The 13,426-nt window shown below is 63.9% G+C and carries 11 protein-coding genes; all 11 read right to left on the reverse strand.

Going from position 1 to position 13,426, the window contains the following annotated elements:
* Nucleotides 1-56: 56 nt before the first annotated feature.
* Nucleotides 57-1,022, reverse strand: coding sequence for an IS1595 family transposase (locus tag KI797_RS08495; RefSeq protein WP_226170148.1), 966 nt, complete (start codon nt 1,020-1,022; stop codon nt 57-59).
* Nucleotides 1,023-1,302: 280 nt separating this feature from the next.
* Complete coding sequence (nuoN, locus tag KI797_RS08500; protein WP_171273708.1) at nt 1,303-2,766, reverse strand: NADH-quinone oxidoreductase subunit NuoN; 1,464 nt, start codon at nt 2,764-2,766, stop codon at nt 1,303-1,305.
* A gap of 49 nt (nt 2,767-2,815) precedes the next feature.
* Complete coding sequence (nuoM, locus tag KI797_RS08505) at nt 2,816-4,333, reverse strand: NADH-quinone oxidoreductase subunit M (RefSeq protein ID WP_042650466.1); 1,518 nt, start codon at nt 4,331-4,333, stop codon at nt 2,816-2,818.
* 68 nt (nt 4,334-4,401) lie between these two features.
* Nucleotides 4,402-6,249, reverse strand: coding sequence for an NADH-quinone oxidoreductase subunit L (gene nuoL, locus KI797_RS08510; protein WP_226172553.1), 1,848 nt, complete (start codon nt 6,247-6,249; stop codon nt 4,402-4,404).
* Entirely contained in the window at nt 6,246-6,554 is a 309-nt protein-coding gene (nuoK, locus tag KI797_RS08515; protein WP_005314891.1) for an NADH-quinone oxidoreductase subunit NuoK, read from the reverse strand. Before nuoK ends, nuoL begins: the two co-directional genes overlap by 4 nt.
* A 79-nt stretch (nt 6,555-6,633) precedes the next feature.
* Nucleotides 6,634-7,185: an NADH-quinone oxidoreductase subunit J gene (gene nuoJ, locus KI797_RS08520; protein WP_171273711.1), complete on the reverse strand. Its 552-nt coding sequence runs from the start codon at nt 7,183-7,185 to the stop codon at nt 6,634-6,636.
* Between the two features lie 9 nt (nt 7,186-7,194).
* A complete protein-coding gene (nuoI, locus tag KI797_RS08525; protein WP_025327221.1) occupies nt 7,195-7,737 on the reverse strand; it encodes an NADH-quinone oxidoreductase subunit NuoI in 543 nt (180 codons plus the stop codon).
* A gap of 7 nt (nt 7,738-7,744) precedes the next feature.
* Entirely contained in the window at nt 7,745-8,713 is a 969-nt protein-coding gene (nuoH, locus tag KI797_RS08530; protein WP_025327220.1) for an NADH-quinone oxidoreductase subunit NuoH, read from the reverse strand.
* Nucleotides 8,710-11,439 carry an NADH-quinone oxidoreductase subunit NuoG gene (gene nuoG / locus KI797_RS08535; protein ID WP_226172555.1) on the reverse strand — a complete coding sequence of 910 codons (2,730 nt, stop codon included), beginning with the start codon at nt 11,437-11,439 and terminating at the stop codon, nt 8,710-8,712. Before nuoG ends, nuoH begins: the two co-directional genes overlap by 4 nt.
* A gap of 58 nt (nt 11,440-11,497) precedes the next feature.
* Nucleotides 11,498-12,883 carry an NADH-quinone oxidoreductase subunit NuoF gene (gene nuoF, locus KI797_RS08540; protein ID WP_171268903.1) on the reverse strand — a complete coding sequence of 462 codons (1,386 nt, stop codon included), beginning with the start codon at nt 12,881-12,883 and terminating at the stop codon, nt 11,498-11,500.
* The gene (gene nuoE, locus KI797_RS08545) at nt 12,880-13,419 is read right to left on the reverse strand and encodes an NADH-quinone oxidoreductase subunit NuoE (RefSeq protein ID WP_043131686.1); all 540 of its coding nucleotides are present in this window, start codon (nt 13,417-13,419) and stop codon (nt 12,880-12,882) included. Before nuoE ends, nuoF begins: the two co-directional genes overlap by 4 nt.
* Nucleotides 13,420-13,426 lie beyond the last annotated feature (7 nt).

The following is a 13,426-nucleotide window of genomic DNA, read 5'->3' on the forward strand; positions in this document are numbered from 1 at the left end:
CCCGCGCTGACATGGTAGAAAGTCATAAACCGGCCCCGTGGCCGGTTTTTTTATGGCTATGTCCCAATTACGTGTTGCATGGGGCGCCCTAGCGCCTCATGCAAGCAACACCTGACGTCTATCCCTCGTTGATAACGCTCCAGCATCCGCCGCCAACCCAGATAATGCTTCAAGTAAGACGTCGCGACACCGTGAAATCGCTCCATCCATTCCTTTAGCCTGCGGTGATACCCGTTCACATGCTGGATATGGTAAGCACCGCTTATCACTCGCTGTCCCGCCCGGTTATGCAGCACCTGATGGCTCAATCCCTGGCTACGGGCAAAGCTCGCATACACGCCTGCCCCATCACTGCACAGCACCGCATCCTTGTCGACTAGCGGCGCCAGGACCGCCTTCACATGCCTGGCATCCAGTTGCTCCAGTTGGAAATCGGCCAGATGGCCTTCCCTGTCTTGCACCACGACCACCGGGATGTAATCCGGTCCCGTTCCTCGGGTTCGCCCTTTGCCACCTCGCTGTCGGGCTGGTCGTGACCAGACATGCTGGCCTTTGAAGGACTCAAGAAAGAAGGTCTCATCCACTTCCACAATCCCGCCTTCATGGTCGGCCCGATGCTCCGCCATGGCACGCAAAAAGCGATGGCGCCACAGGAAGGCGGTGTTCTTGCTGACCCCACAGCGCCGAGCCGCTGCTCTGACGGTTAGACCGTCGATGAGCGCCTGGGCATAGGCTTGCCAGCATTGGGATTTTCTCAGGCGTGCCAATGGCGTCTTGGTCAAGGTAGAGCAGGTCCGCAAGCATTGTTTACAACGGTAACGCCGTAACCCCCGAGTCCAGCCCCAGGGAGCAAGCTGGTCTGGCTGTGCATGACAATGGGGACAAGCAGGGCAATCCGGTAGCAAGGCGTTAATGCGAGAAGGCAAGCTGGGTTGCTGCAACTCACGTTGAGCGATATGTCGTTGTCGGACAGAGAGTTGCGGGAACAGGGTAAGGAGATGTTGGAAGGCTTGGGTATCCATGATGGAGGCCCTCAAGGTGATGACCTACTCCAAGGTTAGTCTTCCAACACGTAATTGGGACAGCGCCTTTTTTATGGGCGCGTGAGAGGCTTTATGCCCCTTGGGGTGATGGCTGGTGAATGGTGACTGAGGGAGGGGAGAGCAAAGATGAGCGTTGAGGTGAGAGGCTGAACGGGAGGAGGGCATTGGCACGGCGAGCTTGACCCCAGGGCCCGGCAGTCTGGGGAGATAAAAAAACCGGCCACGGGGGCCGGTTTTGTTGTGTGGGCTGCACTTGAGGCTAGCGCAGCACCACGTGCTGGAAGCCCTGTACCAGGCTGATGACCGGCTGGGGATAGATGCCGAGCGCCACCACCAGGATAGCGGAGAGCAGCACCACCAGCCCGCCGGAGGAGAAGGCCCAGTCGGCCCTGGCATCGCGCAGCTGCATGCCGGGTTCGCGCAGGTAGAGGGTGACCATGACGCGCAGGTAGTAGTAGAGACCCAGCGCACTGCCGAGCACGATGGCGCCGGAGAGCCACCACAGCTTGGCATCGACCGTCACCCCGATGAGGTAGAACTTGCCGATGAAGCCCAGCGTCATGGGAATGCCCGCCAAGGAGAGCATCATCACCGTCATGACGGCGGTCAGGTAAGGGCGCTTCCAGAACAGGCCTCGGTAGCTGTGCAGAGAGTCCGCATCCTTGCCGCGATAGGGGCTCGACATCATGCTGATGACGCCGAAGGCCCCCAGGCTGGTGAAGAGGTACATCAGCAGGTAGACACCCGCCGCTTCCACCGGCATCTGGCCGAGGCGGCTTGCCACTATCACCGCTAGCAGATAGCCGAAGTGGGAGATGGAGGAGTAACCCATCATCCGCTTGATGTTGGTCTGGATCAGGGCCAGGAGGTTGCCGACCACGATGGAGATGACTGCCATGGCTGCCAGCAGCCAGTGGATCATGGGATCCGAGGTGGCCGGTACCGCCAGGTAGAAGCGCAGCAGCACGCAGAACACGGCTATCTTGCTCACGGTGGCGAGGAAGGTGGCCACAGGCGCCGGGGCGCCCTCATAGACATCCGGGGTCCAGAGGTGGAAGGGGGCGAGCGACAACTTGAAGGCGAAGCCCACCAGCATCAGGCCGAATCCCCCCATCAGCAGCGGGTGGTGAGCCGGGCTCTGGGCCAGGGTCAGGCCGAGATCGCTGAAGCTCAGGCTGCCCGCCTGGGCATAGAGCAGCGCCATGCCGAATAGCAGGAAGGCGGTGGCGGCGGCGGAGAGCACCATGTACTTGATGCTGGCCTCCAGGGAGTGGCGCTCGCGGTAGGCATAACCCACCAGACCGAACATGGGCAGGGTCAGCATCTCGATCCCGATGAACAGCGATGCGAGGTGACGGGAGCCCGCCAGCACCAGGCCACCGGCGGTGGCGATCAGCAGCAGCAGGTAGAACTCTTCCCGGTTGTCCGGGTAGCCCTTGAGCCAGGAGCGACCGAAGGTACAGGTGGCCAGGGCACCGATGAGCACCAGCCCCATGTAGAAGACTGCATAGCTGTCCACTTGCAGCAGGGGAGTGACCCCCTGATCCCCCTGGGCCATGACGATGGGCAGGGAAAACAGCGCCAGGTTGAGACCTGTGATGGTCACCACGAAGGCGGTGTCATCGCAGCGTTTCCAGGCGATGGCGAGCATCAGGGCGACCATGGCTCCCGTGGTCAGCAACAGGGGCAGCAGGGCCAATAGTTGGGCGGCGGTAAACGTCATGACAAGGCTCCCGGCGTGGACAAGGAAAGGGAGAGAGAAGGAGAGGGCATCATTGCAGTGCTCCTGTGGCTGGCAGCGCGTACCAGTGCAGCACGCTCAGCAGACTGCTGCTGGCGGTGTCGAGCACGGGTTGCGGGTAGAGACCGAGCAGCACCAGCAGGCCGGCGATGGTCAGCATCATGGCCAGCTCCCGTCTGTCCAGGCCCTTGAGGACGCTCTCGTCCCTGGGGGCACCGAAGCAGGCGCGCTGCAGCATGATGAGGGAGTAGACCGAGGCCAGCACCAGGCCGAAGGTGGCGATGATGGTGATGATGGGGGCTACCTGGAAGCTGCCGATGAGGATCAGGAACTCGCCGACGAAGTTGCCTGTCCCCGGCATGCCAAGGGAGGCTACCGAGAAGAACAGCATGACGCCGGGCAGGTAGCGCAGCCGACCCCAGAGGCCGCCCATCAGACGCAGATCCCGGGTGTGCAGCCGCTCGTAGAGCTGACCACACAGGATGAACAGACCGGCGGCGGAGAGGCCGTGGGCGATCATCTGCACCACCGCGCCCTGCAGGGCCAGCTCGCTGCCCGAATAGATGGCGATCATCACGAAGCCCATGTGGGAGATGCTGGTGTAGGCCACCAGGCGCTTGATGTCGGTCTGGGCGAAGGCCAGCAGGGCGCCGTAGACGATGCCGAACAGGCCAAGGAGCATGGCGTAGGGGGCAAACTCGGCGGAAGCCTCCGGGAACAGCGGCAGGGTGAAGCGCAGCAGGCCGTAGGCAGCGGTTTTCAGCAGGATCCCTGCCAAGTCCACCGAGCCCGCGGTCGGCGCCTGGCTGTGGGCGTCAGGCAACCAGCCATGGAGCGGCACCAGCGGCATCTTGACCGCGAAGGCGATGAAGAAGCCCAGCATCAGCAGCCACTGTACGCCCTTGCTCATCGGAGTGTTGAGCAGGTCGAGGTAGTTGAAGGTGAAGACACCTGTGCTGGCGTGATGGGTCAGCACCAGGCCCAGGATGGCCACCAGCATGATGAGGCCGCTCGCCTGGGTGTAGATGAAGAACTTGGTGGCCGCGTTGATCCGGGATTTGCCGTCGGTGACCGAGTGGCCCCAGAGCGCGATCAGGAAGTACATGGGGACCAGCATCATCTCCCAGAAGAAGAAGAACAGGAACAGGTCCACCGCCATGAAGACGCCGAGCACGCCCCCCAGGATCCACAGCAGGTTGAGGTGGAAGAAGCCGATGCGCTGCACGATTTCCTTCCAGGAACAGAGGATGGCCAGCACGCCGATGAAGCTGGTGAGCATCACCATCAGGAGGGACAATCCGTCTACCGCCAGGTGCAATGAGATGCCGAAGCGGGGGATCCAGGGTTGCTGCCACTCGGCCGCCCAGACGGGGAGGCCGGGACTCGCGAGGGAGAAGTCACCCCCCAGCCAGATGGCACCGGAGAGCACCAGACAGGCGCTCATGGAGAGCAGGGCTACCCAGCGAACGAATTGTCCGCCGAGCCGCTCCATCTGCCAGCAGAGCAAGCCGCCGATGAAAGGAATTAACAAGATCCAGAGTAAGGTCACGATATCAGCTCTCGTCTAGGTTCTAGTCGGGCAGGCCCCTGGCCTGCCACACATATTGGGCTCATGGATCAGCCGAGCAGCAGCAGGGCCAGGATCAGGGCGGCGCCCATCCCCATGGAGGCGGCGTACCAGCGCAGCTTGCCGGAGACGGTCCAGGCCAGCAGCTGGTGGCCACCCTGGGCCAGCACGGCGGGCAGGTTCATCATCCGATCCAGTGGGTCCTTGCCGAGCAAGCGGGTTGTCAGCAGGTAGGGCTTGACCCAGAGCCAGTCATAGAGCCAGTCAAAGCCCCAGGCATTGAACCAGAGGGTGCTGAGGGCGTGGCCCGGCGCACTCTCGGCGATCCCCTTCGCCAGGCGACGTTCGCCGAGGAAGAGGAAGGCGGCCAAAGCGATGCCGGCGATGGCGACGATACCGGAGGCTACTTCCAGAGCGTGGCGCCCCTCCTCGATATGATCCCCGGGGCCAGCCGGCAACACCCCGGCGAGCGGCGGCACTATCAATGCACCCACCCCGGTGGAGAGCACCAGCAGCACCAGCAGCGGCAGCTGGTGGGCCAGACCGTGTCCGGCGTGCGCCTCGGTCTGCACCTTGCCATGGAAGGCGATGAAGATGAGGCGGAAGGTGTAAAGGGAGGTCAGGAAGGCCCCACCCAGACCGGCCCACAGCAGGGTGCTCTGGCCACTGGCCTGCACCTGCCAGAGGATGGCGTCCTTGCTGTAGAAGCCGGCGGTGACCAGCGGCAGCGCGGCCAGGGCCGAGCCCCCCACCAGGAAGCAGGCATAGACCAGCGGTAGACTCTTGCGCAGGCCGCCCATCTTGAAGATGTTCTGCTCGTGATGGGTCGCGACTATGACGGCACCGGCGGAGAGGAACAGCAGCGCCTTGAAGAAGGCGTGGGTCATCAGGTGGAAGATGGCCCCTTCCCAGGCGCCGACCCCCAGAGCCAGGAACATGTAGCCAATCTGGCTCATGGTGGAGTAGGCCAAAATCCGCTTGATGTCGGTCTGTACCAGGGCGGCGAAGCCTGCCAGCACCAGCGTGATGGCACCGGCCAGGGCCACCAGATGGAGGATCTCCGGGGCCAGCAGGAACAGACCATGGGTGCGGGCGATGAGGTAGACACCGGCGGTCACCATGGTGGCCGCGTGGATCAGCGCCGAGACCGGGGTCGGGCCCGCCATGGCGTCTGCCAGCCAGGTCTGCAGCGGCAGCTGGGCGGACTTGCCGACCGCGCCACCGAGCAGCATCAGGCAGGCGAACGACAGGGCAGGGGAGCCCTCGGCAAACATCGCGGGGGCGCGCACCAGCAGCTCGTGGATGTTGAGGGTGCCGAGCTCGCGGTAGAGCACGAAGAGCCCGATGGCGAGGAAGACGTCGCCGACCCGGGTCACCACGAATGCCTTGAGGGCGGCGGCGCCGTTGGCGGGGTTGCGGTAGTAGAAGCCGATCAGCAGGTAGCTGCACAGCCCCACCCCTTCCCAGCCGAGGTAGACGAACAGCAGATCATCGGCCAGCACCAGGAACACCATGCTGGCGATGAAGAGGTTGGTGTAGGTGAAGAAGCGGGAATAGCCCTCTTCCCCGCGCATGTACCAGGAGGCGAACAGGTGGATGAAGAAGCCCACCCCGGTCACCACCCCGAGCATGGTGAGGGACAGCCCATCCAGCGCCAGACGGAAAGTGGGGGCGAAGCTGCCCACCGACATCCACTGCCACAGGGTCTGGGTATAGACGCCGCCTTCCGGCATGTTGCCGAAAAAGTCGATGCCAACCCAGAGCGTGGTCAGGGCCGACAGGCCTATGCTGCCGACACCGATCAGTGCCGCGCTACGCTCGCCGAAACGGCCGATGGAGAAGGCCAGCACCAGCCACCCCAGCAGGGGGAATAGAAAAGTCAGGTATAGGAGGCTCATCCGCGCATCTCGCTCACAGTGTCCACGTTCAGGGTGTGGTAACGACGATAGAGCAGCAGTAACAGGGCGAGGCCGATACTGGCCTCCGCTGCCGCCAGAGAAATCACCAGTATGTACATGATCTGGCCGTCGGCCTGGGCCCAGCGGCTGCCTGCCACCACGAACGCCAGCGCGGACGCATTCATCATGATCTCGATACTCATGAGGATAAACAGCAGGTTGCGGCGGATCAGCAGACCGCACAAACCGATGCAGAACAGGATGGCGGCCAGCAGCAAGCCGTGTTCCATTGGGATTCCGTTCATCGCCATTCTCCTTGCGCTTGCAGGACGGAAAGGGGGCAAGCCGCCAGCAGCAGGTCATGCATCACCATGGGGATACCACTCATTGCTGACCTCCTTCTTGGTTCGGACGGGGGGCGGTTTTGGGGACGGAAAGCACTTCCCCGCTCTTGTCTTCACGGCCAAGGTGATAGGCGGTGACCAGACCCGCCAGCAGCAGGATGGAGGCTAGCTCCACCGCCAGCACATAGGGGCCGAACAGGGCGATGCCGACCTCCTTGGCGCTGACGTCGGTCAGCCCCAGCTCACCGCCGGTGACCCCGAGGATACCGTAGGCCAGAAAGCCGAGCAGGATGAGGGAGAGCAGGGCGGGCCCACCCCAGGTCATGGGGGTGAGCCAGTTGCGCTCCTGATCCTGGGAGGAACCCAGGTTCAGCATCATCACCACGAACACGAACAGCACCATGATGGCGCCGGCGTAGACGATCACCTGCAGGGCGCCTGCGAAGGAGGCCCCCAGGCAGAAGAAGATCATGGCCACGGCGATGAGGGAGATGATGAGATTGAGCAGCGCATGCATGGGGTTGCTGGTGCTGATGACCCGCAGCGTGCTGTAAACGGCGACCAGGGCCGCGGCATAAAATGCCAGTTCCATGATTGACTCCTAGGGCAGCAGGCTCTTGACATCGATGGGCTTGGCTTCGTTCTCGGCATCCCCTTTGGGCTTGCCGTCGATGGCCATCCCGCTCATGCGGTAGAAGTTGTAGTCCGGGTATTTGCCGGGGCCGCTGATCAGCAGATCTTCCTTCTCGTACACCAGATCCTGGCGGCGATACTCCCCCATCTCGAAATCCGGCGTCAGCTGGATGGCGGTGGTGGGGCAGGCCTCTTCACACAGGCCGCAGAAGATGCAGCGGGAGAAGTTGATGCGGAAGAACTCCGGGTACCAGCGACCGTCGTCCCGCTCCGCTTTTTGCAGCGAGATGCAGCCGACCGGGCAGGCCACGGCGCACAGGTTGCACGCCACACAGCGCTCGTCACCGTCCGGATCCCGAGTCAGTACGATGCGGCCACGGAAACGGGGCGCGGCATAGACCTGCTGCTCCGGGTAGTTCAGGGTCTCGCGGGGGCGCCATGCATGGGAGAAGACCATCCCCAGACTGCGCAGTTGGGTGCCAACACCCTTGATAATGCTCGTAATTTTCATTGGTGCCTCACTGCACGTTCATAAGCACGACGGCGCCGGTTACCAGCATGTTGAGCAAGGTAAGCGGTAAGCAGACTTTCCAGCCAAAGGACATCACCTGGTCAAAGCGCGGGCGGGGCAGGGAGGCCCGCAGCAGGATGAAGAACACCATGAAACAGGCGGTCTTCAGGGCAAACCAGATGAAGGGCGGCAACCAGGGGCCGTGCCAGCCACCGAAGAAGAGGGTCACGATGAGGGAGGAGATCAGCACTATGCCGATGTACTCGCCCACGAAGAAGAGACCCCATTTCATGCCCGCGTACTCGATGTGATAGCCGTCGGCGAGCTCCTGCTCGGCCTCCGGCTGGTCAAACGGGTGGCGGTGGGTGACGGCAACCCCGGCAAACAGGAAGGTGATGAAGCCCAGGAACTGGGGGATCACGTTCCACAAACCGGCTTGCGCTTCCACTATGTCCCGCAGGTTGAAGCTGCCGGTCTGGATGACGATGCCCATCAAGGAGAGGCCGAGGAACACCTCGTAGGAGAGGGTCTGGGCCGAGGCGCGCAGGCTGCCGAGCAATGAGTACTTGTTGTTGCTCGACCAGCCGGCGAACAGCACGGCGTAGACCGCGAGCCCTGCGATGGCCAGGATGTAGAGCAGCCCCACGTTGAGATCCGCCACGCCCCAGGTGGGGGTGATGGGCACCACCGCAAACGCCAGGATGAAGGCGGTGAAGGCGATGATGGGGGCCAGCACGAAGATCCGGCGATCCGCGAACGGCGGGATCCAGTCCTCCTTGAAGAACATCTTGACCATGTCGGCCGCCAGTTGCAGCAGGCCGAAGGGGCCCACCCGGTTGGGGCCGTACCTGTCTTGCCAGAGCGCCAGCAGACGGCGCTCGATGAAGCTCATGAAGGCGCCAGCCCCCACGATCCCCACCAGCACGATCAAGGCTTTGCCTACCTCCAGCAACAGATCGATCAGCTCATTGCTCATGCGATGGCCTCCTGCAAGTCAGTCACATAGGCCTGGTGCAGCGCGGTCGGCAGACCATGGGCCCCCAGGGGCAGGCCGAGCAGGCCCGGTGCCAGCCGTTCGCTGATCCGCAGGGTCAGCCGCCAGTGGTGGCCACCCCAGGAGAAGGCCACCAGATGGCCGGCATGAAGGGCCAAGCGGGCGGCGTCGGCCGGGTTCAGCACCAGCTCGGGGTCCCCCATGCGGGCCTGGATGACGGGGCTGCGCGCGGAGAGCTCGTCGCCACCGAACAGCTGGTCATAACTGACCACCTGCAGGGCTGCCTCTGCCCTGAAGGGGGCGGGAATGGTGTCGAACCAGCCGAGGGACTCGCTGCCCGGCTCCAGCAGGCGACGACCGGGATCGCCGGCCCGCAGGTTGCCACCCACCTCGTCCTGGAACTTGTTCCAGGCGGAGGGGGAGTTCCAGCCCGGTGCCCAGGCGAACGGCACCTGTTGCAGGGGTTGGCGGGCACCGGCATAGCCTTCCATGGAGAAGTTGAAGGGGGAGTCGGGGTCTTGCGCCACACGGGGCTCGCTCACGTTCTGATCCGCCAGCATGGAGGTGCGGCCGCTGTAGCGGTGCGGCTCGCGGGCGAGCTTCATGCCACGGATGCGCAGACCCGCGTTGGGGGCGGCTTCGCGCATGGTGGCCAGTAGCGGAGCCGAGGCGGCGCAGGCCGCACTCACCTCGTCGAAGGTGCTCCAGCGCGGGGCCTTTCTGTCCAGCGTGCCTTGCAGCGCGGCCAGCCAGCGCCAGCCCTCGCGTACCTGGATGTCGGCGTCGTAGAAGGCGGGGGCATAGACCTGGAAGAAGCGCTGGGCGCGGCCTTCCATGTTGATCAGGGTGCCATCGGCCTCCGCGAAGCTGGCGGCAGGCAGCACCAGGTGGGCCTGCTGGGCGGTGCGGGTGTCCTGATGATCCACCACCAGCAGATGCTGCAGGCGCTTGATGGCGGCATCGATCCGGTTGCGGGGGGCACGGCGGTAGAGATCGTTCTCCAGGGTGATCAGCGCAAGCCGATCGCTCCCTTCGATGCGCTCGAGGGCAGCTTCAAGCGGGGCGGCGTTGCCAGCCAGCATGGCCAGCCCCAGGCTGTTGGCTTCCTGGGCCACCAGCGCCAGTTCGACGGCCTGACCGCGACCCTTGAGGGCGTGGGCTATGTTGCTGGCTGCCTCGATCAGCGCCTGACTGCGGGCACCATTGCCTGCGATGATGAGGGGCTTTTTGGCATTGCCGAGCAGCTCGGCCCAGCGGCTGGCTTGCGCCAGCTGATCGGCGTCCAGATCCTGCGGGGCAGGGGCCAAGCCGTCGAGCAGGTGGGCGATGGCAAAGCCGAGGCGGGCCTGATCGGCGTGGGGGGCATGCAATGTATCGGCGGCCACGTCGTCGAGACGGGTCTGATCCAGGCTGGTGATGAGCAAGGGGTAGCGCTCATTTTGAGCGAGCGTCTGCACCGCGGCGACCTGCCACAAGTCCACCTTCAGCTTGCGGGCGATCTCGCGTCCCTTGCCCTTGACCGCTTGACGCAGGGCCAGGGCAATACGGGCGGCCGTCTGGGTGACATCTTCACCCAGCACCAGCACGGCGTCGGCCTCTTCCATGTCCCTAAGGCTCGGGGTACGTACCCCGCCCTGGTGCAGCACATGCAGCATCTTCTGCAGGCAGGCCCATTCGCTCTGCTCAACGCCTGCGTAGAAGTTGTCGGCGCCCACCAGCTCGCGCAGGGCGAAGTTGCTCTCGAGCGAGGCGCGGGGCGAGCCGATGCCGATGATGCCGGCGGCGGTGCGCAGGGCATCGGCAGCGCGGTTGAGGGCGCCATCCACCGTGATGGCCAGTTTGTCATTGCCATCGCGCAGCAGCGGCTGGCGCGGGCGATCGGCCTGGTTGACATAGCCGTAACCGAAGCGGCCGCGATCACAGAGGAAGTAGTGGTTCAGGGCGCCGTGGAAGCGGTTCTCGATGCGGCGCAGCTCGCCATAACGCTCCCCCGGGCTGATGTTGCAGCCGACCGAGCACTGCTGGCAGATGCTGGGCGCAAACTGCATGTCCCACTTGCGGTTGTAGCGCTCGGAGTGGGTCTTGTCGGTGAAGACGCCGGTGGGGCAGACCTCCACCAGGTTGCCGGAGAACTCGCTCTCCAGGGTGCCATCCTCGACCCGGCCGAAGTAGACGTTGTCGTGGGCGCCATAGACCCCCAGATCCTCGCCGCCGGCGTAATCCTTGTAGTAGCGCACGCAGCGATAGCAGGCGATGCAGCGGTTCATCTCGTGGTTGATGAAGGGGCCGAGATCCTGATTCTGGTGGGTGCGCTTGGTGAAGCGGTAGCGGCGGCTGTTGTGGCCCGTCATCACCGTCATGTCCTGCAGGTGGCAGGCGCCACCCTCTTCGCACACCGGGCAGTCGTGGGGGTGGTTGGTCATCTGCCACTCCACCACCGTCTTGCGAAACTCCTTCGCCTCTTCGTCCTCGATGGAGATATAGGTGCCATCGGTGGAGGGGGTCATGCAGGACATGACCAGGCGGCCGCGCTTGTCGTCGGCATTCTGGTACTGTTTGACCGCGCACTGGCGGCAGGCGCCGACGCTGCCGAGCGCCGGGTGCCAGCAAAAATAGGGGACGTCCAGACCCAGCGACAGACAGGCTTGCAGCAGGTTGTCTGCCCCGTCTACCTCGAACTCTTTACCGTCTACATGAATGGTTGCCATACAACTTCCCTGAAACCTGTTTTGTGAAATCGGCTATTGCCCGATGCGTCCTGACGTATTACCAGCGCTCGCCCAGCAGATTGGGCTGGATACCCTTGAACAGCTTGTGATTGTCATGGGGGGCCTTGACCCCGGCCTCGAACTCGGACCGGAAGTACTTCATGGCACTGCCAAGGGGCTCGACGGCGCCGGGGGCATGGGCACAGAAGGTCTTGCCTGGCCCCAGGAAGCTGACCAGCTGCTCCAGGGTGGCGAGATCCTCGGGTTGGCCTTCGCCTCGCTCCAGGGCCCGCAGGATCTTGACGCTCCAGGGCAGGCCGTCGCGGCAGGGGGTGCACCAGCCGCAGGATTCGCGGGCGAAGAACTCTTCCATGTTGCGCAAGAGGCCTACCATGTTGATGCTGTCATCCACCGCCATGGCGAGCCCGGTGCCCATGCGGGTGCCGACCTTGCCGATGCCGCCTGCATACATCTGGGCATCCAGGTGTTCGGGCAGCAAGAAGCCGGTACCGGCGCCCCCCGGTTGCCAGGCCTTGAGGCGATAGCCGGGCTTCATGCCGCCGGCGTACTCCTCGAACAGCTCGCGGGCTGTGATGCCAAACGGCAGCTCCCAGAGGCCGGGGTTGTTCACCTTGCCGGAGAAGCCCATCAGCTTGGTGCCGTGATCTTCCGACCCCGGCAGCGCCAGTCCCTGATACCAGGCAACGCCGTTGCCTATGATGGCGGGCACGTTGCACAGGGTCTCGACGTTGTTGACGCAGGTGGGTTTGCCCCAGACACCGGAAACGGCGGGGAAGGGGGGTTTGGCCCGCGGGTTGGCGCGCCGCCCTTCCAGGGAGTTGATGAGCGCCGTCTCTTCGCCACAGATGTAGCGGCCGGCGCCGGTGTGGACGAACAGCTCGAAGTCAAAGCCCGAGCCCAGGATGTTCTTGCCCAGCAGACCGGCGGCTTTGGCCTCTTCCACCGCGCGGCGCAGGTGGATGGCGGCATCCACGTACTCACCGCGCAGGAAGATGTAGCCGCGATAGGCTTTGAGGGCCCGGGCACTGATGATCATCCCCTCGATCAGCAGGTGGGGCAGTTGCTCCATCAGCAGCCGATCCTTGTAGGTGTTCGGCTCCATCTCGTCGGCGTTGCAGAGCAGGTAACGGATGTTCATGCTCTCGTCCTTGGGCATCAGGCCCCACTTCACCCCGGTGGAGAAGCCGGCGCCGCCGCGCCCCTTGAGGCCGGCGTCCTTGACGGTGCTGACGATATCATCCGGGCTCATCTGGCCCAGTGCCTTGCGGGCGGCTTCATAGCCCTGTTTGGCCTGATACTCCTCCAGCCAGACCGGCTGGCCGTCATCCCGCAGCCGCCAGGTGAGGGGATGGGTCTCGGGGGCGCGGGGGATGCGGTTGGCGGTGCCGAGGGAGGCGAGTGTCTTGCCTGGCTGGATGCTCATGGGTAAGCCTCCAGGGTTTTCAGCAACGTCACCGGATCGAGTCCGCCATAGGTATCGTCATCTATCATGATGGCAGGTCCCTTGTCGCAGTTGCCGAGGCAGCAGACCGGCAGCAGGGTGAAGCGGCCATCCGGGGAGGTCTGGCCTGGGACCAGATTGACGACCTCTTTCAGACCGGCCAGCAGCTGCTCGTGGCCGTTGATGTAGCAGACCATGCTGTCGCAGACGCGGATGATGTGGCGACCCACCGGCTGGCGGAAGATCTGGCTGTAGAAGGTGGCGACCCCCTCCACGTCGCTGGCGGGGATGCCGAGTTCGGCACCGATGGCGTGAATGGCACCGTCGGGCACCCAGCCGCGGGCCTGCTGCACTATCTTGAGCGCTTCTATGCTGGCGGCACGGGGATCTTCGTAGTGGTGTTTCTCATGTTCGATGGCATCGCGCTCAGCCTGGCTCAGGACGAAATCGCCCTGTGTGCTGCTGCATGCCCCTTGCCCTTGGGGGGTCTGGTTATTGTGACACTGACATTGGCTCATGACTTGA

The sequence above is a fragment of the Aeromonas media genome (assembly GCF_020423125.1).
Taxonomy (GTDB): domain Bacteria; phylum Pseudomonadota; class Gammaproteobacteria; order Enterobacterales; family Aeromonadaceae; genus Aeromonas; species Aeromonas media.